The sequence below is a fragment of the Streptococcus mitis genome (assembly GCF_946188375.1).
GTDB lineage: Bacteria > Bacillota > Bacilli > Lactobacillales > Streptococcaceae > Streptococcus > Streptococcus mitis_CX.
On record NZ_CAMHUS010000001.1, the window covers coordinates 171,814 to 196,594 of the forward strand.

Consider the following 24,781-nt stretch of genomic DNA (forward strand, 5'->3'; position numbering starts at 1 on the left):
TTTGAACATAGAGAGTTTTCAAATGAATGATGTCCAAACAGTTATTGTTTTATGACATAGAAATCTACTTTATATTATATCATGACTTCTTTATTTTGTCCGCTTTTGCTTCCAGATTAAATGGTGTTCAAACGATTAAATCATAATAAAAAAATTAGAGAAGACATTCATGTCCTCTCCATCAACTTTTAATCACTCATCAAATAATTTCTCCAACTGTCTGGTTGCTGATTCAATCTCGTAGCCATTTTCATCTATCAGCTGTTTAATCTTTTCTGTATCAAACTCTCGATGATTTCTGACCGACAAAATCTTATCTGCCCATTTTTCAAGAGAATCTTTCAAAGACAGGCTATTATCGTAGTTATCTAATATTCTTGCATCTGGTAAATGATTTGCTGTTACAACAGGTAATCCATTTGCTTGCGCTTCAATGAGTACAATTGGCAATCCTTCAAATTTAGATGGGAAGAAGAAAACATCTAGAAGATTTAGCATTTTTCCGACATTAGTGGTCAAGCCTGTAAAGATGACTTTGTCTGCTACTCCATATTCTTTTGCCACATTTTCTAAAAATGAAGTATCTCCTCTTCCGATAAATACTAAACGAGAATTTGGTTCTTTTTTGACGATTTCAGAAAAGACCTTAACACAAAAACTTTGATTTTTTTGTTTCTCATTTAAGCGGGAAACTTGCCCAATGACCAAACAATTTTCAGGGATTTGATATTCTTTTCGAAGTTGGATTTGCATTTCTTGATCATATAAAAACTTCTCAACTTCAATGGCATTATGAATAACCAAGGCCTTTTTTCGTTCTTGACCATGATAAAAATGGTTCAACGCTTCTGTTCCACAGGCCCAAAAATCTGTTGCATATTTTCCGACAAAAAGTCGATTAATTGGGTGAATAAAACGATAAAATTTATCAGCTGTAGCACAATGTCCATGAACGATTCTTTTTTCTATCCCATATTTCTTTGCCAATTTTAAAAATTCTAAATGTGTCAAGCCATTTTGATTGGACCATACAATATCATAACGATGAGCATTTTTCTTAAAAAAATCATCCCATTCTTTTAAGGCTTGCTGGATATGAGGTCTTAACTTAGGAATTCTATGAACGACGAGAGGATTGTGACAAAGCTTCTTAAAATGCTCACTAAATTCAACATCTTCAGAACCTTGTAGTAAAAATTCCAGTTCAAATTCAGAGGTATCAATATGATTGTAAAAATCTACCACAATTTTTTCTAGTCCACCGATATCTGGAACTAAACCACAAACTAATATTCGTTTCATATTTTTACCACCTTATTTTTTAACTTTAATACTTTTTGAATCATTAGTATAATTTGTTTACCACCTTCATGATTTCTAAATAGGAAAACGTAACTACCCAATACTGTCAAATAAAGGACGATTTTGATGATCAAACCGAAAATGAAATCTAGCTGAATTAAGACTAAGTTATCCAGCAAACTCAAAAGTAGGAAGCTCATCCCTGCGACAGTGAAATCTTGTAACAACGTTTTAAAAAATTCCTTAGAGGAAGCTTTCAATCCATACTTAAAGGCGCTATATGGTTCATACCATGTACAGGCCAAGACTGTTGAACAAATTGTACCCAATAAAATTCCAGATACCCCTAAATCTAAAATCGCTAAAAAGTAGAGTGAAAGAATTATATTTAATATAATTTCTGCAAGGGTTTTTTTATTTTGCTCATAACTTAAGCCATAAACTGAAATCAACGTTAGAATCGGTCTTCTATAAAAAGTTAGGAAAAAATGAAGGACGATTAAAATCTCAATCGTATAATTAAATGAAAAACTCTCACCTAACCATATAGTCATAAATGGATGAATGAACATTAAATAACCTAAGCTAGCAAAATAAATCAGGCTAAAAGCAATAAATTGGTATTTTTTTAGGAATTTAACCGTATCTGCTACTGTCGTAGATTTCGAATGGACTAAGTTACCTACGGAAGAAACAACTGAATTGATCACAGTATTTAAAATCAATGAAAGAAATCCTAAAACATAGGTATAATTCCCATAAATACCAATAGCTGCTAAGCTAACAAAACTTGCCATTAGAATACTATCTGTTTGAAAAACAATCGTTTCTCCAATACTACCGACTATATTTCCTTTGATATTTCGGATAAATTTTTCTTTTTCCTCCTGATTAATGGGTGTTATCTCATTCTTAAACAAGTAACCATACAATCTATCAACAATCCCCGACATGATGATATTCCCTATAAAATTCATCATGATACTGATCAATAGATAAAAGATATAATTTTTGGTAAAGAATAAAATTCCGATTTGCAAGCATACACGAAGCGTATTTAATCCAAAGTCAATCAAAGTCATCATATAATTACGCTGATCGACATAAAGCAAGGTTCGTTTATAGGAGAAAAAATAGCTGGAAGCTGAGTTAAATACAAAGAGGAAAAAAATCAAATATACTTCACTATTTACCGTATAATCCTTTATCATATAAGGAAGAAATAAAGAAAGTATAGCACCCAGTATAAAAATAGAAAAGCCAATGATTATATATAATTTTTTGAAAAGAATCATAAAAGCATTGATTTTTCCATGTTCTTCTCTGCCTAAGGGGTCATATAGTGCATAGCTCATGGCTCCAGCAACCCCTAATTCTGCCAAAGACAGAATAGAAACTAAGCTAGACAAATAATTGTTTAATCCTAGATAGGTTACCCCAAGTAAATTGATAAAAATAGTTCGATTGATAAAGCCAAGAAGGACTTGAAAAGGTTGCAATGCCAGAGCAATACTTGTATTTAAGGTGGCAAATTCTGTTCTACTTTTTTTCGTGTATTTCATCTATTCCTTTAATTTTCCTTGTAAAAGTTGATCGAGATAACTTCCTGGAAGGACTTCTTCTTTCTTGATTTTATAAGTCGTTTTCAAAATCGGTGTTGTTTTTAATACTTCTTCCCATTCTTTTTCCTCAAAAAGATCATGGGCATGGTCTCTTAAAAACCAAACACGCTCAGCTGGTGCTAGAATCGGTAATCTATCCACTAAGTTTTCAAAATAAGGATTGCACTGATATTCGGACAAAATAAAATAATCCATCATCAGGTAATGAATAAAAACTGGGTATTTACGAACATAGTAAAGATATAAATCCCGAATATGTTTAAAATAAGGTTTGCCTTTTTTTCCTGCTAGAAAGAAACCTGCCCATTTAAAGTCACCGACAGTTCGTTCCATTTTTTCTGGCTGTAAGGGTGGATGATTCAGAGTAAAGAAGTCACCCTCAAACATTTCTAAAGTTGCATAGGGAGATACAAATAAGGTTGCATCCATCCAAATTCCACCGTATTGGTATAAGAGACTAAAACGAATAATATCTGAATAATGCGCAGCTGATAATTCTTTTTTCTTGTATTTTTCGGTGATGTCTATTGGAATATTGATGAAATCCGCCAGATTTTCATCCGTCAACAAATAGAATTCACAGTCATTTCTTTTGGCGAAATCTTTTATGGTCTTCATTGAAGCCTGGACTGTCTCAGGCATTTGAGCTTCTCCCTGTTGCCACATTGTCCAAATTATTTTCGGAAATTCTGTTGTTTCTTCCTCTTTTTCATTACTCGAATCAACTAGTTGTGCTTCTTTTCTTAATTTTAGTACAAAATCCAAAAGAATTTTTCTACGAAAATCATAGTACTTCGTCTCAGACTGTTGCGCAAGATAATAAGCTAGAGTTGGATTGAGACCATAACATTTTAGAATTGTATGATAGCGAGTGATTTTTTCTTGTAAGGTTTGGAATTTCATAAACGCTAAAATTTCCTTTCACATTTTTCTAAGGATGTTTTAAGAAAATACCCCTGACGGATTTTTTGGCCGGTTTTCTTGCTATTTTTAATCAATTCTTGATAATCTTTTTCATCTATTAAGTTTAAACAATCTGCAATTTCAAACAATGAATCAACAAGTATTCCACATTGATTATTCCTTACAAAATCAGCCAAAGCAGATTGGCTCCATACGATGATTGGAAAACCTGATGCTAAATATAAAGACGCTTTATGCGGGTTATTCATCTTTAAATATTCTCCATACATCCCACTACAAGTATGGGGGCTATCTCCATCCCAGACTAAGCCAAAACCGCCATGCAAGTGATTAGAAAGTTCATCAGGAGAAAAAGCACCGTTATAATGAACGTTTGAAGGAAGATTCTCCTCTTCAAAATTAATCCCATAAATAGAAAATTCAGGACTTTCAGGTAATTGTCTTGCATATTTTGTTTTCCGAATATCGAAATTTCCAGCAACTATGACCGTGTTTTTCTCATAAGCTTTATTCGCTTTATAATGGGGAATTAAATAGTCAAATATCTCTAAGGAAACAATCTTCTCTTTCGGTATTCCTAATCGCACAAGTTCTGCTTTCATCTTTTCATTATGAGCGATAATACCATCGACTTTTTCAAGGACTATTTTATTTTGTAAAAAATGGATAATGGAATGTTTAAAATCTGTAAATGACTTGATTGTTTTGTTTCTCAGGGACTCGATATCATGAATCAGCAAATAAGCTTTGAATGTTCTATTTTTAAAAAATCTCGTTAAAATTTGTTTTTTTAAGGAATGCCATAATAATGGAAATTGAAGAACTAACACATCATTTTTTGTCAAAGTGATGGGATTTGAATCATTATTTAGGGAAAAAGGTTGATATCCTGCTTCTAGCATTATTTTTTCAGCATCTAATCTTGCTTTAGATCCTGCATGTTTGGCTTCTGCGTAAAATTCTTTTAAGTAATAATTCATACTACTTCAACCCTCTCCAAAATCTTTTTACAATATATTTTTCAAATCTCCATTGAATGGCTCCAACAACTCTTGAAATAAAGACAATCTTTTTAGGGAATAATCGATATGCTCGCATTAATAATGATTGACTTGAACTTTTAGCGTAACGATTCAGATACTCGACATATTTTTCTTGATAGGGATTTCCCTCAAATATGCGATAGTCGACAACGTGCATCAAAACTAAATGGAATAAGCGACGCTGTACATATGGGAGTAAGTCAGCATTTCCTTCATATAGTTGTTCCACTTTATCACAAATAGTAAACAAATCCAAATTTTTCAAATTAAATTCGCGATTCATAATACTACCAGAACGCACGCGATAATAATATCCTGTATAATCAATTTTCACTATTTTATGTATCTGTTTTAAGATTCCCATTCCGCCATACACATCTTCATAAAATAGACCTTCTAAAAATGGAAAATTGACAATCACTTGTCTTCGAAAAAGTTTAGCGACTGCATTCAAACGGACAATATTATCTTCACATAAAGAGACTAAAGCTTCTTTAGCATTTCCTTGAAAAATTATTTTGACATTCTCGGGAGAAGGGATTTCTATTTCTTTTTTATCATTTGTATACCAACATTCTACGATGTCCATTTCTTCTGAAGTCATGTGCCTTAATAATTGCTCCAACATATCGTCTTTAATGACATCATCGCTGTCTACAAAAGTGATAAATTCGCCTTTAGATTCAGTCATACCACGATTACGAGCGCCACTTAATCCTTTATTTGCTTGATTGATTAAGTGAAAACGACTGTCCAACCTACAATATCTCTCACAAATTTCTTTTGAAGCATCTGTTGAACCGTCATTGACTAAAATCACTTCAATATTGCTATAAGTTTGACATTGAATACTATCTAAACATTCTTCCAGATACTCTTCAACATTGAAAACTGGTACAATGACACTAATCATAAATAGCCTCCTATTAAATTTTCCATTTTTTTCGAATGTCTAAATATCTTAAATACAAAGGATAATATAAATTAAAAAAATATTTTGGTGAATAACTATACCATCTTAATAGTTTACTAGATTTAAAAATATCTGATGATTTCTTAGCTATTTCAAAATAGTTATCAATTGCATCAACATATAACTGATAATATGGATGTCCAACTCTTATGTTATACTTTTTGAAATGTCCAATACCGACTAAAAATAACATATTCCCTACATAAGGTAACCAATTATCTTCTCTAAATTCCTCTAATAATTTTTCGCCAACCTTAAAAATATCAAGATTCTTTTCTGAATATGTCTGATTCATCGTACTAGAAGTATGATATCGATAATAATAACCAATATAGTCAATTTTTCTCATTTTATGAATATATTTTAAAGAGACGATTCCAGTATAAAAATCTTCATAAATTAAATTTTCTAAAAACGGAACTTTCTCCACTATTTTACGACGATAGAGTTTTGCGACAGGGCTCCAATTTACTCCATGATTAAAACATTGGTATAACGCTTCATTTGAATCCAATTCTTTAACATCAATTTCTTTTCCTTCGGAATTTAAACAATGAATATCCTCGGTTATATTACATTCTACAATATCAATTCCATCAAACATATGCTTATTTAATTGCGACAACAAATCAAACTTTACTATATCATCACTATCAATAAAAACAATGAATTCTCCTGTAGACTCAGCAACGCCTCTATTTCTTGCAATACTCTGCCCTTGGTTTTCCTGATTTATTAAGTGAAAACGAGTATCTTTCCTACAATATTCTTCACAAATTTCTTTTGAATTATCAGTAGATCCATCATTAACTAATATAACTTCAAAATTTGTATAAGTTTGTTTTTGGATACTTTCTAAACATTCTTTCAAATAGGATTCCACATTATAAACAGGTACAATTATACTAATCATTTTTGTTCATAGGCTCCTTCAGTTATAGTTTGTGAATCAACATTTTAAAATTATTCCATATTTTATCAATAAACTGATATACTGGATGAGTAATTATTGTAAAATATTTAGGTGCCATTAAATAAAGTCTTAGTAAACGGTATTTACAAACAACTTCTTGAGATTGCTTTGCAATAAAAGCACACTCTCTGATAAAATTTTCATATAAATCAACATAAGGGCTCCTCCTCGTGATTCCATCTCTTTGATAATGGCTAAGTCCAAGATAAAACATAAAGTATCCAATATACGGTAATAAATATCCATCATCTTGGAAAGATTCGATTAATTTATTTCCTACTGTAATAATATCTAAATTTTTCTCATTAAATGCTTGGGTCATAGTACTATTCGGACGAACTCGGTAATAATAACCTGCTAAATCAACGACAATTATTTTACGAATATGTTTTAAATAATTGATTCCTGTATAAAGATCTTCGTAAATATATCCCTCTAAAAATGGAACTTTTTCAACAATTTCTCTTCTATATAGCTTGGTAAAAACACAATACTTTACTTCTTTATAGCCAATACAATTAAGAATTGCTTCTGTTGATTTTCCTTCAAATATAATTCTGTTAGGTTCATTTTTTAATAATTCTTCTTTAATTTTAGTACTTTTGCATTCTACGATATCTACATCCGCCTTCATATAGGAGAATAATACTTCTACTATATTCTCTTTCACAACATCATCACTATCGACAAACATGATGTATTCGCCCATGGATTCTTTCACACCACGATTTCTGGCTACACTTTGACCTTGATTCTTTTGATTAATCAATCGGAAGCGATTATCTGTTTGGCAAAAATGCTCACAAATAGCTTGGGAGCCATCTGTAGAACCATCATTGACTAAAATGACTTCGATATCTTGATAGGTTTGCTTTCGAATACTCTCTAGACATTCTTCCAGATATTCTTCCACGTTATAAACTGGAACGATTACGCTAATCATTTTCCTCTTTCCCTCTTGAATGATACTGTTTCATTCTTCTATCTTGTCTTTCTGAATGTCATTTTTCCATTTCCATATAGAGTGATAGAAAGGAAATAGAATGGTGTTGTAATATTTTGGACACAGCTTATACAGTCTAATCATACGCGAACTTTTGGCTACCTCAGGATTTTTCTTGGTGATAGTTACATAGTCAGCCAATTTCTGATTATAGACATCTGCATAGGGATTCCCTTTTTGAATATAGTCTTGATAATGCATGGTTGCTACATGAACTAGGTATTTACCAATATAAGGAAGAAGTTCTTCCCTATCAGAATACAAGTCTATCAATTGGTCACTGACTGTAAATACATCCAAGTTTTTGGGAGTAAAGGTTCGATGCATGGTACTAGTTGCGTGTTGACGGTAATAATAGCCTACATAATCAATCTTAACAATCTTTCTGATGTATTTAAGCATACCAATTCCACTATAAATATCTTCAAAAATGAAGCCTTCTAAGTAAGGAATAGCTTCGACAATAGCTCTTCTATAAAGCTTTGTGACTGGATTGACACTTAGTAGGTGGTTAGGAACAACTTTCACTGCCTCTTCAGAATTTCCCTCAAAAAGAATCTTTATCTCTTGAGACTTCGCAGCCAAGAAATCCTTTTTATGCACGGTGAACTGACTTTCTACAATATCGACGTAGTCACTCATATAGTGCATTAAGGTTTCTAAATAATTCGGTAAGATGATATCGTCGCTATCTACAAATGCAATAAACTCGCCTCTTGAAGCTGCTACACCCGTATTTCGTGCAACACTTTGGCCTTGGTTGCTTTGATTGATTAATCGGAAACGCTTATCTGTTTGGCAATAACGTTCACAAATAGCTTGTGAGCCATCTGTAGAACCATCATTGACTAAAAGGACTTCAAGGTCTGTGTAGGTTTGGTTTTGAATGCTGTCTAAACATTCTTCCAGATAAGTTTCTACATTATAAACAGGTACGATTACACTAATCATTCTTTATCCTAACCTTATTTCCTTAATCCAATTTCATCCAAAAGTGTCTTTGTAAAATCTTTTTGAATGGCATTTACCTTGTTATTGACATTTTTTCGTTCGTCCATATAAGGATCTTCAGATTTCATGACACTCTCTAGAAAGTCTAATAAATCATGTGAATCACGAATGACACTACCCACCATTAAACTCTTCACATCTTCAAATACAAAACCTCGTTTTTCCTTGTATTCCTCATAATCATTAATGGTAAATGCAACGGGCCTATTTAATAAATAATAATCTAAAAATACTGAAGAATAATCTGTAATCAATGCACTGGTTGTTCCTAAAAAGGTATACAAAGTCCCATATTGCTCACTAATGATATCTTCTGTTAATAGATGAATGGTCGAAGCATTCATTTCGAATTGTAACCGAGATTCCTCAAGAGGGTGAAGTTTAATGTAAAGTTGATAGCCATAGTTTGAAAGTAGCTCTTCAATGTTTTGAAAGTCCTCTTCTTCTAAAGAAAATATCAATGCTGCTTGGCTATCATGATAGTTTTTAGAATTGCGGTATGTTGGCATCCAGATGATTTTCTTCTCTTTTTTCTCTTTAAAGAGCTCATCATTTCGAATATTACCAACAAGAAGCATCTGCTCATCTTTAGCATTAAAGGCTGCTTTCATGATTGGAGTAAATAATTCTGAAGAGGAGACTAATTTTGTAAAGAAATTATAGTCAATTTTTTCCATTCCAACTTCAAGATTCCCAATTTTTTTCAAGGGCATTCCATGCCACAAGTTGACAACCATCTGGCTTGGAGCAGGTTTTATAGGATACTTGCCAAATGAATAGAAAAAATATTTAGATGTTAAAAAATAAAAGAAACCTCGATAAATAGAAACATACTTTACATCATGTTCTTTTTCTAAATGATAAAAATCATTAGATGCACAAACGATTTCATATACTTCTTGGTAGCTATTATCCACTAAATGGTGATAGAGTGTTCTAAGATTATCTCTAAATCCCCAGTTAGAATACAGAACAATTCTATTCCTTTTCTTGGGAATCATTTTATTTAGTTTATAAGTAAAATCACTTACTTTAAAAAGTAAGGGTTTTAAATACTTGATCATTCTCTTTTTAAACCTTGCTTATAAATTTCTTTTAAATTTTGAACATTTTCTTCAATGTCAAACCGCTTTAGGTGTTCATTCAGCTGTCGTTGCTTCTCCTTGAAAGGCATTTTTTCTATATAGTTCACCCATTTAACCTTATCTAGTGGCATAGCTGTACAGAGTTCATCAACAATCTGAGTTGTTGGATCAATTGTTTCATTCATGATAATATTGACTCCAGAACATTGAGCTTCTACCAGTACCATTGGGAAACCTTCATACAAAGATGGAAAGGCAAAAATATCAAAGGCTGAATAAAATTTATGAACATCTTCTCTTTTTCCTGTAAAGATAATATTCTTCAATTCCTTACTTTTTCCTTCTAGAATTGAACGATCTGGTCCTTCACCAACAAAGAAAAAAGTAACATCAGGCAATTCTTTAGCAATTTCAATCAAAAAACTCTGGTTTTTGAAGGGATTTAAGATACCAATCATCCCAACTACTTTTTGATGTTCAGCTATATGAAACTTTTTGCGAATTTCTTCTCGGAAAGTTGGAGAAAACCGATACTTGTTGATGTCAATTGCATTTGGAAGGATTTGAAATTCTTTTTTTCCAAATATCTTCAATCCAGCTAATTGACCACAAGAGATTCGATGGGTCGCATTTTTCAAAGCTAAAAAGACCAAAAATTGATTGCGAATACTTTTTAACCAAGTGTCTGAAAATTGGCTACTATGATTGTGGTAAATCCTAACTGGGACACCATTTTTTCGAGCATAGTAATTATGTATAAAAGCGGTTATAGGATTATGGACATGGAGAATGTCAATCTTATTCCTTTCATAAAATTGTCGGCACTCTCTCGCATAGGCAAATAGTTTAGAAATCTGTAGGGCAGGAAATACAATGCGTTTGATTTCTTTTTCATCTAGGTATTGATTAAATGGGAAATGAGCGTCGCCATTTGACTCGCCAACCATATATTCAAATTCTTGATCATCAGTTGGGATATGATTCTTTATAAAACTTTGTACCCCGCTCATGGTATTCCTTACACCACCTGTTACATGTATGACTTGATATTTCATCCTAGTTTCCTTGATTCAAATCATTCTTTATCTTAGAGGTTGAAATTTCTTTTGTTCGTGGTAGGTAAACAACCTCTATCCCCATATCACTTAAATAATCAAACTTGCCCTGCCAATCATCTCCAATGACAAAGACATCAGCATGATACTTTTCGATGTCTGAGATTTTTTGATCCCAATTTTCTTCTGGTATGACAAGATCCACATATCTGATAGCCTCTAATAGAGATTTTCTTTCTTCGTAATCGAAATAACATTCTTTATTTTTTTCTAGTCTATTAAATTCATTGGTGGATAATCCTACAATCAAATAATCTCCCAAAGCTTTTGCCCTTTTTAAGAGATTAATATGACCATAATGCAATAAATCAAATGTTCCGTATGTAATGACTCTCTTCATATCTTCCTAACCACCTCTACATCTTCTCTCATTTTTTTCCTATAGACCCATTTCCTAATTGAATTTGGAAGAATTCGAATCGCATTACGAAGGAAAATATTTCTAAATAATTCTACTAGAGTAATATCTCTTCTGCGATAAAAATCTAATTGGAGCATAAAGTCAGTCTTTACATACAAGAAACCACCTCTCCTCAGATAGCTAGAATCGTTTGTCTGCATGACTACTAAAGGTTCCTGGATATTCAAAAAATCCTTAGTTGGATTATCGTGTAACAATCTCATTGTGAGGTCATAATCCTCTAGGTAACGGAATTTACGATAATTACCAGCCTTCAAGATATACTCTTTTTTCATCATACTCGATGGATTATTAAAGGGATTTCTCATTTTCGAATATTGACGAATTTCGGCTGTGGTTTCTGGTACTTTCTTTAAGGCGGTAAACTCTGTATTTTTTTCTAGGATATTGGACCCAACCATGATGAGGTTGGGATTTTTTTCAAAGGCAGCTAATTGCTTCTCAAATCTTGTTTCTAGAGAATAATCATCACTGTCCATTCTTGCAATGAATTCTGTTTGACATTGATTGACTCCAAAGAGGGAAGCTGGTCCAGAGCCTAGGTTTTTAGGTAAATGAAAAACCTTTAAAATCGGGATTTCTCTCTGCAACTTTTCGATTTCTCTATCTAGCTCTTCTGGCAATGTACCATCACAAACTAAAATGATTTCTGTTGGTTTAATGGTCTGATGATAAGAGCTTAGTAAACTTTTCCTTAAATTTCTAGGAGTTTCTTTTTTATATACTGTAGTTAAAACTGAAAATTTCATTTTATAACTCCTAAACCTAATTTCCAAATAACCAATCTACAATAACTGAACGGTAGGGAACGACATGGTACCAGTCAGCTTTAAAATAAACAATGACTAGAAAGATTGAAGCGTAAACCAATATCATCAAATAAAATAAAATCCATTGAACTTTTTTGTCACCTATTTTAGATAAAATCATAGGGATATATAGGCAAATAAAGGGGGTAAAATAGTGTGCGAATCTGCCAAAAAGACTTGTTTGCAAAGTTGACGCAGTAAATAAAAAGGAGATAAAGAACAAAGTTCTTATAAATTCTTCTTCAGTCGATAACTTCTGTTTTCTAATCACTAATTCACCAAAGATCAGAACGATACCATACCAAATTGTTAAAAATACAGGTGCCCATTTATTGCTTTCCAAAAACCATGATGATTCCAGATAGGAAGTATACTGAGGGAAGAAAGAAATAAAGATAGTTGCAATTTGTTTGATAAAAGGTAAGATGATTAGAAATGCAAGGAACACAAATTGGTATATTCTTTTATTTAAAACGATTTTTTTAAGGGGGAAAAACAAGAGGCAGACGATACCAGATGTATGAAATAAGGGAGTTAGTAAGATAAATACCCATGCTAAAATCTTCTTGTTTTTTACTACGTAGTGAAACCCTAAAAAACTTAAAGCGATCGCTAGACCTTGCCTGATATTTGATAAAGAATAAAAAAAGAGTCCTAACGAGCTGAAGTAAATCAGTAAACTCATGTAAACATTTTTAGAATGCTTATAAAGCACAAGAAACCAGGCAACTAAAGTTATAAAGGCATAAGAAAATAATAAAAATGGATAGTGCTCACTAAAGTTTCTTAGAAAAATATTACTTACTAAATAACCAAGTTCAAATCGAGAACGAAATAGATTTGATAAATCCGGAAGTTGTAAATGATTCGATTCAAAAATATGGATATAAGTTCCTAAGTCTCCTCCGACGCTAGAAGTACGAAAACCCGCAATGATTAAAAAAAAGAAAAAAGTCGGAAGAACAAGGAAACCTAATTCTTTTGCTTTATCCTCATATTTCAATGAGAAAAAGGCAAGAAAAGAGACATAGACGAACATTAAAAGATAGATTGTCATTTTTTCTCTCCTGCCTTTCAAATAGTTAGTTTAATAATAGTAATAATAGGTGTCTTTATGTGAATCCATTTTATTCATTATCACACCAAGTAGTCTAGCTCCAACATGGTCTAATCTTCTTTTTGCTTCTATTATTTGTCGTCGTTTTGATTTTTTGATATCTACTACCAGAAGGGTAGCATCCGAAATACTGGCTAAAACTTGGGCATCAGTTGCTGCTAGCAAGGGAGGTGTATCGATAATGACATAGTCATAAAAATCTTCAAATGCTTTAAGTGTTTCATCCATCGAAGAACTAGCTAACATCTCAGAAGGATTAGGCGGAACAGGTCCTGAAGTCAGTACATCTAAATTCACATCATTTATCGTTAGATGATTAATGGAATCTACACCAGATCTTTTTAATAAGAAGGTGCTGAGACCCTCGGTATTACTTACCTCTGTTAATTTATGTTGGGTTGGTTTACGCATATCTGCGTCTATGATAATCACTTTTTTCCCTTGTTGAGCCAATGAGGCAGCAAGATTGATACTGACTTCACTCTTTCCTTCGTTAGGATTGGCACTTGTAACGACAATAATTTTAATATTTTTTCCAAATTCTGAGAACTGAAGATTACTCCTTAAAGTTCTAAAGGACTCAGCTACGATGGATTTACTGTTATGAATAACTTCGATATGCATGTCACTCACCTCTTCTCTTTCTCTCTATAGTCGGAATCATCCCGAGAACAGGTGTTCCCACTAACTCTTCCAAGTCTTCGTAAGAATCAATCGAATCACTCAATACATATTTGAGGAAAATAACATTAAATCCTACAAAAGAAAATACTAGAATAGATACAAGAAGATTCTTCCATAGAACGGGATAAACTGGAGAATCACTTCCCAGTGCTTCTGTAACAACTGACAAGTTGTCGCGCCCTAATCTATCTGCTGTAAATTTCTTGTACTGAGACACATACTCTTTAATATAACGTTCTGCTAAGTTTCGATCTAGCGCTCGTACTGTTACTGTTACCAACTGAGATCCTGAGTCATTCGTTAATTTAACAGACTTGATTTTTGAAATTTCATCTGGTGATAAGCTTAATGCTTTATTGGTCTCATCTTTTACAGGGGGAAGATCTGCTATTTCTAAATAAGTTTTAGCTTGTCTTTGAAAGAGGTTTATCGCTTCAATCGTTTGTGTATCATTATTCTGGCCATTTGTTTGAGTTGATGCATTCTTCATTATCAGCTTAGAGGAGACGCTGTATATAGGAGAAATGATAAACACGGTATATAGACCAACTGCTGTCGTCCCTATTATAGTAAATAGAAGTAAAAATAGTAGTTTACTTTTTATCAAAGAAAAAACTCTATTAACATTTTTATTAAAAATATTCATCTTTTATTTTTGTCCTTTGCTTATCTTCCCTATATGAATTATCTAAATCCATGTCCATTAAAAATAACTTTGGCTGTTTTTAGTAAAATGAGGAAATCTAATTTAATACTTTCATGCTTGATATAGTATATATCATATCCTAATTTTTCTTTAGGAGTCAAATCATAACCACCATTCACTTGAGCCCATCCTGTAATTCCTGGACGAACAGCTAATCGCTTATTAAAATCAGGGATATATTTTAAAAATTCGTTAACAAACTCCGGTCTTTCTGGTCGAGGCCCGATAATTGACATTTCCCCTTTAATAATATTGATAATTTGTGGAAATTCATCAATTCTGGTTCTTCGTATAAACCGTCCAACTTTGGTAATTCGTTTATCATTTTTACTTGCCCATTGATGACCATTTTTCTCTGCATCCAAATACATGGAACGGAGTTTATACATCATAAATTTTCGTCCATTTAATCCAACTCGTTCTTGTATGAAAATGGGATTGCCACTTGATTCTATAACAATAAAAATACAAGTAATGAGACAAATGGGGATTATTAAAATTAATAAAAATATAGAAATAAGAAGTTCTACCATTCTCTTGGCTCTTCTATAAATCATCATCTTCCTCCTGAACAATACACATATATTAGTGTGTACCTAGTTGCATATATATATATATATATATTAACCAAGGTTAAAATAGAGGATTATTATAAATATATATATTCGTTATGTATAAATTGGATTTTAATATACCATAAAATGAGAGAAATCTCAAACTAAAACTGGAGAAATCAAACAATAATTGTTTTTTTAGTATTTTTGTTCGATATTATCAACTTAGGATTTACTAAAAATAATTCTTCTGCTCTTTCCCTTCCATACTGATGACTAATCGTGTCAAATGCTTGCTCCATATACGGCGGTCTTGAGCTTAAATTATGCATATCGCTAGCCACACAGTGAACTAGATTATGGGCAAGAAAATATTGAGCTCTTTTTTTGAATACGCGATACTTATCACCAAACATTTTGGGCTTAAGAACATTAGAACTATTTATTTGAGTATAACATCCCATATCTATCAGCTCTTTAACTCTTTTTTCATTTTTTTCTAGTTCAGCATAGCGTTCAATATGGGCAATGACAGGTCTAATTCCTAACAATAAAACTTTACTTACTGCATTACGGATTTCCCAATAGGGGGTGGTCGGGCTGAATTCGATTAAAGCATATTGTGTATCATTCAGAGTAGGAATTTGTTTACGTTCCAGCTTTTCAAGAATATCTTGGGTGTAGAAGATTTCTGCTCCATATAAAAGAGTTAAGTCAGGCAGTTCTTTCTTAGCAAGTGATTGAACCTCTTTAAAGTTGGTCATAATTGTATCTTCTGGAGTTTCAAACATATGTTTTCTACGATGTGAAGTGGATACAATCGTACGAACTCCCTGTGAAAAAGCTTCTTTCAGAAGAGCTAGGCTTTCTTCAATTGTGCTTGGTCCATCATCTACACCAAAAATAATGTGAGAGTGGATATCAATCATGTAATATTTCCTTATATAATATAGTTTTAGTTACTGTAATAAATAACTTAACGTTGATATGTGTATTTCGAACAACTTATAAATATTGGTTTATACATTTTTCTCCTAATGTAATTATACTACGAAACCTTAAATTAAGCTAGTCATAATTTAAACTCTCATAAGATTTTAAAAGTTATCCAGTGTAATAAAAAATATATGCATAAGTAAATTCTTTTTTCTATTAAATCTGTAGAGAATGATACTGACTATTTAAAAAACAGCACCTACCATGGCATTCCCACGGCAGGTGTTACTTATATCAATAATCGTTCTAAAAATGGTTTGATGCAGTTGAGAAGAATTCCATCTATCCAGCTTTCTTGTGCTGATGATAGATGTTCTGCCTGTAGGCTTTCTTTTAAAAAGTCTCGGACTTGTTCTGGTGCAATTTCAAACTCAAAAGCTTTCATTTTATAGAAAAAGTCGATGAGATGATTTGACAGGTATGCGGTTGAAAAGGGAACTTCGCCACTTTTTCGATATTCTAATAAGAGCCGAGCAAAGCGGGATTTTTCGTCAGGAAGCTCACGAAAATAGGAATTGAGGAGCCAGGTCTGCTTCTGCTTTCTTTCAATTGGATCCTGACTCGCAATTCGTTGATCTTTTTCCAACTCTTTTTGGTATTGCTTGGCCTTAATAGCCCGTTCTGTTCGATTTTTACCAAAAAGTATTTTTTCCCACTTGCGTTCTTCTTGGGTTAGGGTTTCTGTAAAGCCAAAGTAGTCTTGATAGGCCCGCTCTGCTGGTCCCATGGCTAGGACCAGATTGTCTGCATATTGCTTGGCGATTTTATCCCTCTTCTTGCGCTCTTTCTCTGCCTGGATACGGAGTTCTTGTTCGTAGTCAATTTTCTCCTTGCCTAGCTTGACAAGGTAGAGTTGATCATCCGGTTTTCCAAGTAAAAAGGGCTTAATGCATTTTTCAAGGACTTCTTCCATGCGAGCCTTCTTCTTTGGCTCAGCCTTGGTCCAATTTCCTCCTTGAAAGACTTCTAGGAAGAGTTGGTAGTCTCTCTCAGGTGCGAACTGATTGCCACGATTAGGCTTGAAAACGCCTTTTTCCCAGAGCCATTTTAGAAGTCGCTCGTCAAAGTCACTTTTATTGACCTTGATTTTTTCCTTTTTCTGGGCTTTTCTGGTAAGATTTTCAACCTTTCTGAGTAATTTTTCTTCCTCTTCTAGTTGCTGGTCAAGGGACAATCGATGAAAATGACGAACACAATCGCTGCCGATTGGAAAGAGGCGTTGGCCTGTGACACCGTTAAAGAGTTCGTAGGCGTATTTGATAGCATTCCCACAAACACAATTGCTACGGCCGATACCATTAAAAATCAAGGAAACTTCATTCCATTCCTTGGTAGCCTGTTCCCAAGTATCGGCTTTTGAAGCCTGTAAAACCGCATCGTGCAGGGATTTTCTAACTGGAAGTGTCATGAGGTCTCCTTTCTAGATTATACTTTTACAACTTGAACCTCGTCTTTACCGAGTAAAATCAAGTATTTTTCAATATTTTCAATCAAATAGGCTCGTGATAAAGCCTCTCCATAAAGGGCTAATTGACCACGATAGCGGTCTATGAGTTGACTTGGCTCGTCATAGCGGTCTGTCTTGTAGTCGAAAAGAACGATACGATCCTCATAAAGCAGATAGCCGTCCAAGATTCCACGGACAACGAAGTCTTCCTGACTCTTTTGATCTCGTTTGAGCATGGAGAAAGGTTGCTCGCGATAAAGATGGTCTGTATTAGCAAGAATTTCTTGACCAAGTGCTGTGTCAAAGAATGAAAGAATTTTAGCAAGATTGATCTTGTCTCTGACAGCTGGGCTGGTTTGAACTTGTTTGAGAGTTTCTGTCAGGCTAGCAAGGGTTGGTCGCTGACTTAGGTCAATTCTCTGCATGAGTTCGTGGGTAGCACTACCAATCTCAGCTCCTGTTACCTTTTCTTTGGTTGAAAAATCTGGTAACTCAAAGCTAATTTTCTTGTCTACTGACTGGCCTTGACCTGCAATCTCGACACCTTCCATATCCATAACTGGTTCATAGAATTTCTTGATTTGACTTGGGGTTTGAACACTAGGAAGCTCAATGGCTGCGCGGTGAAGAGTATTATAAACTTCCACCTCTTTCAGCATTTCCAGAGCTTCTTTGATGGTTTCAGACTGGCGGTTGTCTGCTTGAGAGCTATCTTGTAGAGGGCTCTTGTTTTCCAACTCTCCGATAGCTTCTCTAGTCAACTGGTCTTCGCCAACAAAACGATAGCTAAAGTTGAAATTGTCCTTGGCAAACACTTTGCTAATAGCCCAAAGCCAATCTTGGAAATTCTTGGCTTGCAGTCTAGTATTGCTATTTAGTTTCCCATTTTTGGTTGCTGGGTATTCCTTGGATTCCAGCTTTTCACGCGAACCCTTGCCGACAAGATAAAGCTTTTTCTCAGCCCGTGTCATGGCAACATACAGAAGGCGCATCTGCTCAGAATAGCTTGCCAGCTGTAATTCCTCTTCATTCTGTATATAAGTTAGGCTAGGAATGGAGAGTTTGATGGTTTTAGGATAATGAGCTTCCACTGCTCCTGTCTCCATTTTGGCAATATATTTGACACCTAGTCCATTTTTACGGCTGAGAATGACTTCTGACATGCTGTCTTGCTTATTGAAGTCCTGATCCATATTGAGGATAAAAACGTAAGGGAACTCCAGTCCTTTACTCTTGTGAATGGTCATGAGCTCTACTGCATCTTTTGGCGGTGCGACAGCCACGCTCGCAAGATCGTGCTGGGCTTCCAAGACTTGGTCAATCATACGAATAAAACGAGACAAGCCCTTGAAATTGCTCTTTTCAAACTGGTCAGCCCGCAGTGCTAGGGCATAGAGATTAGCCTGCCTAGCAGGACCATTTGGCAAAGCTCCAACATAGTCATAGTAAAAACGGTCATTATAAATCTTCCAAATCAAGTCATAGAGGGAGTGGGTTTTGGCATACAAGCGCCAAGAATCCAAGATATTCATGAATTGATTTAGTTTTTCAGCTAAATCAGTATGAATTAAGTTTTTCTGGCTTGTTGCCTGTTTTTGAGTATTGACTAACTTCTCATAGAGATTCTCTTGAACCTTGTCCTCATCTTTCTGAAGAGACAAGCGTGCTAACTCGTCCTCATCAAAGCTAAACATAGGAGACTTCATAAGAGCAACTAAGGCATAGTCTTGCAGGGGATTGTGAATGACACGAAGGGTGTCTAGCATGACTTGCACTTCTAGGGATTGGAGATAATTGTTTTGCTCGCCATCGGTTTTGACAGGTATCCCGTACTCAGACAAGGCAAGAAGGATCTGGTCATTTCGACTGCGGCTAGAGGTCAAAAGGGCAATTTCCTTAAAAGCAACACCTTTTTCTTGATGGAGTTTGAGGATTTCCTTGATGACCAGGCGCATTTCACCTGTTAATTTCGTTTCTGCTTGGCTCTCTTCTTCCTCACCTGTATCGTCCTTGTCGTAGAGGAGAAATTCTGCCTTATTGTCTGGATTAGGAATCAGTTTAGTATTGGCAAAAACAAGCTGGTGCATGTTATCATAGTTGATTTCTCCGACTTCTTGGTCCATAAGGCGTCCAAAAACATCATTGGTTGCTGACAGCACTTCTGAACTACTACGGAAATTTTCCTTGAGCAGAATGAGCTTTCCTTCTTGGGGATTTTGTGCATATCTTTGGAATTTCTCATTGAAAATCTGGGGATCTGCCTGACGGAAACGGTAAATGGACTGCTTGATATCCCCCACCATAAAGCGATTGTGACCATTAGATAGCAATTCCAACATCCGTTCTTGAATGTGGTTGGTATCCTGATACTCATCGACCATGACTTCGTGGAAGCGATCCTGATAAGCCTCACGAACTTGCGGGAAATTCTCTAAAATCTCAATAGTGTAATGGCTGATATCAGCGAATTCAAAGGCATTTTCCTGACGTTTACGCTGACGATAAGCCTCCACAAAATCACTCATGAAGGTTTGGAAAGTTTTAGCTAGTTCCCATGTGTCTCCATGATAACGTTCTTGATAGTCGAGAATGGTTACCTGGTCTGACAGTTGTCCTAGTTTAGCAAACTGGGACTTTCTTTCTTCGTTGTAGGCATCGGCCAGTGGCTTCAAATCAGCCTTACGACTGGCATTAGTCAGGGCTCGACCGTTTTTCTCTTTCGAAATGGCGACAACACGCGCAAGCACTGCTTGATAAGCCTGACTATCGGACTCCTGATTTAAGGAGCCAATTTCATCTAAAATCAACTGAACATTTTCTAGATAAGCAGCCTTTGGAAACTCCTTGGCATCATTATCCAAATGGTAACGGAAGAAACTTTCCAAGTCCCAAAGGGTTTGCTGGATTTGTTGGGTCAGTTTGTCTTTTTCACTGGTAAAATCAGCTTTTTCAAAGCCTTCGAGGAAAGATTCTCTCAGCCATTTCTGAGGATTGCTGGTAGATTGGAGGAAATCATAGATTTTATAGACCTGCTGGCGCAGACCTCTTTCATCTTTTCCACGTCCAGCAAAGTTTTTCAGCAAATGACTAAACTTCTCTTTCTGTTTACCTTGGTAATGGGCTTCAAAGACCTCATGAAAGACTTCGTTTTTTAGAAGGAGTTGCTCGCTCTGGTTTTGTAAAATACGGAAATTAGGAGCAACATCAAGTAGATAACCGTGTTTGCTAAGGAACTTTTGTGTAAATGAGTCCATGGTACCGATGGCAGCGTTGGGTAGGTCTGCCAACTGGCGACCCAAGTGTTGTTTGAGGTCAACATCGCTACTTTCTTGGATTTGTTGGCTTATTTTTTTCTCCAAACGTTCTTTAAGCTCTGTGGCAGCCTTAACGGTAAAGGTTGAGATAAAGAGTTGACTGATTTCCACTCCACGCGCTAATTGATCTAGAATGCGCTCTGCCATGACAAAAGTCTTCCCAGAACCAGCCGATGCTGAAACGAGGATATTCTGACCAGAAGTGTAGATGGCTTCAATTTGCTCGGCAGTTTTCTTTTGTTCCTTGCTCGAATTTGCTTCTGCGTCTTGCAATTTTTGAATTTCCTTCTCAGTTAAAAAGGGAATAGGCTTCATCGATTCAACTCCTCTCTTATTTTTTCAAACCAAGCTTGCTTGAGTTTTTCTCCGACCAGACGCTTGCCATCAGTTAAGTCCAACTTTTCTAGGAAACGGGCTTGCCCCAAATGGTAATTGGCTTCAAATCCTGTGATGGCTTGATGTTGCTGAACATACGGTGCAATACTTCTGCCATTTTCAGTATAAGGGTTAATGGCGAACTGACCTTCTAAAATCTTCTCAGCAGCTTTCTTGTAAAGATGGGCATTGTAGTCCAGTAGGAGCTGGAATTCCTCCTCCGTCAGCTGATTGGCTTTATTTTTATTGTAAAATTCACCCAAATGACTGCTTTCTTTTTCTAAAAAGAGGCCTTGGTATTTCATTGACTTGCTAGCTTCTACTACTGCACCTGCCAGACTTTTAACGGACATCAAAGATTGGACAGGCTCAGCCATTTCCAAGTACATGGCACCAAAAAAGTTCTGCTCCCCTTCTCTTTTTAAGGCAGCTAGATAAGTTGGCAACTGAGAATTGAGGCCATTAAAGAAATGAGGAAACTGGAACTGGGTCAGACTGGATTTGTAGTCTACTACTCCTATCGATCCATCAGCTTTCAAACGGTCAATTCGGTCCACCTTGCCTCGTACAAAGACACTGCGCCCATTGTCCAATTGAATAAAGGCCTGCTCTTTTCCACCAAAATTTGCTTCTTCTTTGATGGTTTCGATGGCTGGATTGTGTCGGAGAATATGTCCAGTTGTCCGCGCCACATCAAGCAGAACTTCCTTGGTAAACTGGGCTTCCAAACTTTCCTGATAAATAGCCTCAAATTCGCGTTCTTGACTGGTTTCTTGGATAGCTTGTTCTAGACGGTGGTCAAAGGAATCTTCATCAGGCAACTGCAAGGCACGTTCAAAGATACGGTGCAAGAAATTTCCGTGACTGCGGGCATCAGGACGCAGGCGCAATTCCTCCTGCAAGCCTAACACGTAGCGGAGGAAATAACTGTATTCATTGCGGTAAAACTCCGTCAAACCAGAGGTAGACAGGTAAAATTCCTGTTCAGCAGGATAGAGAGCCTGTAAGGTGTCCTTTGCTAAGGGTTTACTGCTGGGGCTGGTTGGGAGGGCTGGATTTTCCAGACCTTGCTGTTCTAGTTTTTTACCCATCACACGCGCCAGAACCTTGACAAAGGTCAAATCTTGCTCAGTCTCACTCATCTCGCCCTGCTGGTGATAGGCAACCAGACTAGACAAAAGACTATGATAGGACCCAATATTTTCCTTAGACAGCCCTTTGTGATTCATCCTCTTCTCTTTCCGACTAAATCCAAAATGGACCAACTCTTGAAGATAGGCAGATTCCTTACTTTCACTTTCGTTAAAAAGGCTTGGAGCCGACAAGACCAACTGCTTACGAGCAGAATTGACCAAGGAAAGCATAGTATAGCGATTTTTCTTGAGATTTTCACTGCTGGCAATCAGCAATTGTGCCCCTTCCTCCGTCGCTTGGTTTAAGCTTTGTCTTTCTTCATCTGTCAAAATACTGGTATTTTGCGCAATTTTTGGTAAATTGTCCTGAGTCAGCCCAATGGCATAGACAAAGTCAGCAGTCAGAGGGGCAATCAAATCATAGCTCTGTACCAGAACGGTATCTACTGTTGCTGGAATGGTGCGATACTGAGATAGGCTCATTCCAGAATGAAGCAAGGCAAGAAAGTCCTCTAGACTAACTGATGAACCAGCAAAAACAGTCGCAAATTGTTCTAAAACATGGCAGAATGCCTTCCAAACTTCAGTCTGTCTTTCCTGCTCTAGGGTTTTCATGGTAGCTGTTAAATCTTGTAACTGCTTGGTCACCTCTCCTTCTTTTAGAAAGCTATTCCATTTTTGTAGGAGATTTTCAGCCTTTTGTTTTCGACTGGCAAAGAGGGTTTCAAGAGGTGTTAAAATACGCAGACGAAGAGCATTTAAACGTTCCAAATTAAATTTTCCATGGTGGGATTTGGTAAAGGTTTGCTGAAAGGCTGGTAAGCCATTGATACCAAGATAGCGGATATATTGCTCAAAAGCATCAATATCAGCCTGATTAAGATCGGTATATAGACCTGTTCTAAGAAGGTTTATCAAATCCTCCTGACGGAAACGATAGCGTTTTAAAGCTAAAATAGACTCGACAAACTGAGTTAAAGGGTGGTGCGCCATGGATTCGCTTCTACCAAGATAGAAAGGAATCTGATACTGGTCAAAAATGGTTTTGAGAGATAACTGGTAAGAAGCTACATCCCCCAAGAGAATACGAAAATGCTTGTAGCTCAGGTCTGGATTTGCATGTAATCGCTGACGAATACTCCGAGCCACCAGCTCCAGCTCTTCCTTTTGTGTCAAACAAGACCAGATTTGCAGGTTTTCACGGTCCTTCTCATCGATCTCCAAAGTGAGGTCTGAAAAGTCATAAGAAGACTCCAGCAAACGAGAGGCCTTGTCAAAACTATCCATCTTCTCGTGAGATTGAGAATAATCCTGGGCAGGTGTTTGATATTTAGAGGCTAGATGATGGAGAAACTCTATGCTGGCTTGGTAGAGATTTCCCTCGCTAAAAGGGCTGGTATAGGCTTTTTTACTAGCATAAGCCCCGATGACAATCTCAACACCCTTGCCATGAAGTAAATCCACAATCCGCTCTTCTTCGGCAGAAAAACGGGTAAATCCATCAATGACCAGGGCGATTTGAGTAAAATCACTACTTACCTTGTCATTCTCAATAGCTTCAATCAAATGGGACAACTGACCACCCTGAGCCAACTGACCTTGATTGAGATATGCCGTTACTTTCTCAAAAATCAAGAGTAAGTCTGCTCGCTTGTCTTTGTCTGTCAAACTTTCCAAGTCTAAAAAACTCATCTGAGCAGTCATCATCTCGTGGTAAAGCTCTATCAACTGCTGGATAAATTGAGGATCCTGCTTAATTGCGCCGTAAACTCGCAATTCCTTGGGATCAAGTTCCGCAAGGCACTTATAAAAGGCCATCCCAAGACCAATATCATCAAGACTGGTCTTGGCAGGCAAATCATTCAAAATCAGATAACGAGCCATCTGCGCAAAGCGCGTGACAGTAATCGCAAAAGAAGCCTGCTGGGACATGCATTCCAGCACGGCGCGTTCCTTTTCAAAAGAAAGAGAGTTGGGGGCAATGTAGAAGACTCGCTTGCCCGTGGCAACTAGCTCCTCCGCCTCTCTAGTCAGGATTTCTGTCAAAGAAGTCCGAATATCAGTATAAAGTAATTTCATCTCTGCCTCGTTGGAATTTTTCATTACCCTATATTATACCATGATTAGCCACCCAAGTCTGAAAATAATCAGTTCTTGCTCACCTGTTGAAAAGA

Annotated in this window: 20 protein-coding genes; all 20 read right to left on the reverse strand. The window is 35.8% G+C overall.

The annotated features are described in order from the left end of the window. Nucleotides 1–192: 192 nt before the first annotated feature. The 20 genes from N8M16_RS00785 to rexB all read right to left on the reverse strand — a co-directional run bounded on the left by N8M16_RS00785 (nucleotide 193) and on the right by rexB (nucleotide 24,686). The gene (locus tag N8M16_RS00785) at nucleotides 193–1,302 is read right to left on the reverse strand and encodes a glycosyltransferase (protein ID WP_261069461.1); all 1,110 of its coding nucleotides are present in this window, start codon (nucleotides 1,300–1,302) and stop codon (nucleotides 193–195) included. Beyond that, the gene (locus N8M16_RS00790; protein WP_261069462.1) at nucleotides 1,299–2,864 is read right to left on the reverse strand and encodes a lipopolysaccharide biosynthesis protein; all 1,566 of its coding nucleotides are present in this window, start codon (nucleotides 2,862–2,864) and stop codon (nucleotides 1,299–1,301) included. Before N8M16_RS00790 ends, N8M16_RS00785 begins: the two co-directional genes overlap by 4 nt. Beyond that, entirely contained in the window at nucleotides 2,865–3,827 is a 963-nt protein-coding gene (locus N8M16_RS00795) for a capsular polysaccharide synthesis protein (protein WP_049544604.1), read from the reverse strand. Between the two features lie 5 nt (nucleotides 3,828–3,832). After that, nucleotides 3,833–4,828: a glycosyltransferase gene (locus tag N8M16_RS00800; protein ID WP_261069463.1), complete on the reverse strand. Its 996-nt coding sequence runs from the start codon at nucleotides 4,826–4,828 to the stop codon at nucleotides 3,833–3,835. A gap of 1 nt (nucleotide 4,829) precedes the next feature. After that, a complete protein-coding gene (locus N8M16_RS00805) occupies nucleotides 4,830–5,804 on the reverse strand; it encodes a glycosyltransferase family 2 protein (RefSeq protein ID WP_261069464.1) in 975 nt (324 codons plus the stop codon). 13 nt (nucleotides 5,805–5,817) lie between these two features. Beyond that, nucleotides 5,818–6,777 (reverse strand): glycosyltransferase family 2 protein, encoded by a 960-nt coding sequence (locus N8M16_RS00810; protein WP_049544607.1) that lies wholly within the window; start codon nucleotides 6,775–6,777, stop codon nucleotides 5,818–5,820. A 22-nt stretch (nucleotides 6,778–6,799) separates the two neighbouring features. Next, complete coding sequence (locus tag N8M16_RS00815) at nucleotides 6,800–7,780, reverse strand: glycosyltransferase family 2 protein (RefSeq protein ID WP_049544608.1); 981 nt, start codon at nucleotides 7,778–7,780, stop codon at nucleotides 6,800–6,802. Nucleotides 7,781–7,810: 30 nt separating this feature from the next. After that, nucleotides 7,811–8,791, reverse strand: coding sequence for a glycosyltransferase family 2 protein (locus N8M16_RS00820; protein WP_049544609.1), 981 nt, complete (start codon nucleotides 8,789–8,791; stop codon nucleotides 7,811–7,813). Nucleotides 8,792–8,805: 14 nt separating this feature from the next. Further along, entirely contained in the window at nucleotides 8,806–9,915 is a 1,110-nt protein-coding gene (locus N8M16_RS00825; protein WP_261069465.1) for a CDP-glycerol glycerophosphotransferase family protein, read from the reverse strand. Then, nucleotides 9,912–10,991, reverse strand: a complete 1,080-nt coding sequence (locus N8M16_RS00830; protein ID WP_261069466.1) for a glycosyltransferase — start codon at nucleotides 10,989–10,991, stop codon at nucleotides 9,912–9,914. The genes N8M16_RS00825 and N8M16_RS00830 overlap by 4 nt, the downstream gene beginning before the upstream one ends. A gap of 1 nt (nucleotide 10,992) precedes the next feature. Further along, nucleotides 10,993–11,391 (reverse strand): glycerol-3-phosphate cytidylyltransferase, encoded by a 399-nt coding sequence (tagD, locus tag N8M16_RS00835; RefSeq protein WP_238095877.1) that lies wholly within the window; start codon nucleotides 11,389–11,391, stop codon nucleotides 10,993–10,995. Then, nucleotides 11,388–12,221, reverse strand: a complete 834-nt coding sequence (locus tag N8M16_RS00840) for a glycosyltransferase (RefSeq protein WP_261069467.1) — start codon at nucleotides 12,219–12,221, stop codon at nucleotides 11,388–11,390. Before N8M16_RS00840 ends, tagD begins: the two co-directional genes overlap by 4 nt. Nucleotides 12,222–12,237: 16 nt before the next feature. Then, nucleotides 12,238–13,338 (reverse strand): EpsG family protein, encoded by a 1,101-nt coding sequence (locus tag N8M16_RS00845; protein ID WP_261069468.1) that lies wholly within the window; start codon nucleotides 13,336–13,338, stop codon nucleotides 12,238–12,240. A 30-nt stretch (nucleotides 13,339–13,368) separates the two neighbouring features. Continuing rightward, the gene (locus N8M16_RS00850; protein ID WP_203213488.1) at nucleotides 13,369–14,022 is read right to left on the reverse strand and encodes a CpsD/CapB family tyrosine-protein kinase; all 654 of its coding nucleotides are present in this window, start codon (nucleotides 14,020–14,022) and stop codon (nucleotides 13,369–13,371) included. Nucleotide 14,023: 1 nt separating this feature from the next. Further along, nucleotides 14,024–14,572 (reverse strand): YveK family protein, encoded by a 549-nt coding sequence (locus tag N8M16_RS00855; RefSeq protein WP_238095871.1) that lies wholly within the window; start codon nucleotides 14,570–14,572, stop codon nucleotides 14,024–14,026. Nucleotides 14,573–14,766: 194 nt separating this feature from the next. Further along, nucleotides 14,767–15,345 (reverse strand): sugar transferase, encoded by a 579-nt coding sequence (locus N8M16_RS00860; RefSeq protein WP_261069469.1) that lies wholly within the window; start codon nucleotides 15,343–15,345, stop codon nucleotides 14,767–14,769. A 176-nt stretch (nucleotides 15,346–15,521) separates the two neighbouring features. Continuing rightward, nucleotides 15,522–16,271: a capsular polysaccharide biosynthesis protein Cps4B gene (cps4B, locus tag N8M16_RS00865; RefSeq protein ID WP_261069470.1), complete on the reverse strand. Its 750-nt coding sequence runs from the start codon at nucleotides 16,269–16,271 to the stop codon at nucleotides 15,522–15,524. 296 nt (nucleotides 16,272–16,567) lie between these two features. Beyond that, entirely contained in the window at nucleotides 16,568–17,746 is a 1,179-nt protein-coding gene (locus N8M16_RS00870; protein WP_261069471.1) for a hypothetical protein, read from the reverse strand. 17 nt (nucleotides 17,747–17,763) lie between these two features. Further along, nucleotides 17,764–21,414, reverse strand: coding sequence for a helicase-exonuclease AddAB subunit AddA (gene addA, locus N8M16_RS00875; protein WP_261069472.1), 3,651 nt, complete (start codon nucleotides 21,412–21,414; stop codon nucleotides 17,764–17,766). After that, entirely contained in the window at nucleotides 21,411–24,686 is a 3,276-nt protein-coding gene (rexB, locus tag N8M16_RS00880; RefSeq protein ID WP_261069473.1) for an ATP-dependent nuclease subunit B, read from the reverse strand. The genes addA and rexB overlap by 4 nt, the downstream gene beginning before the upstream one ends. Nucleotides 24,687–24,781 lie beyond the last annotated feature (95 nt).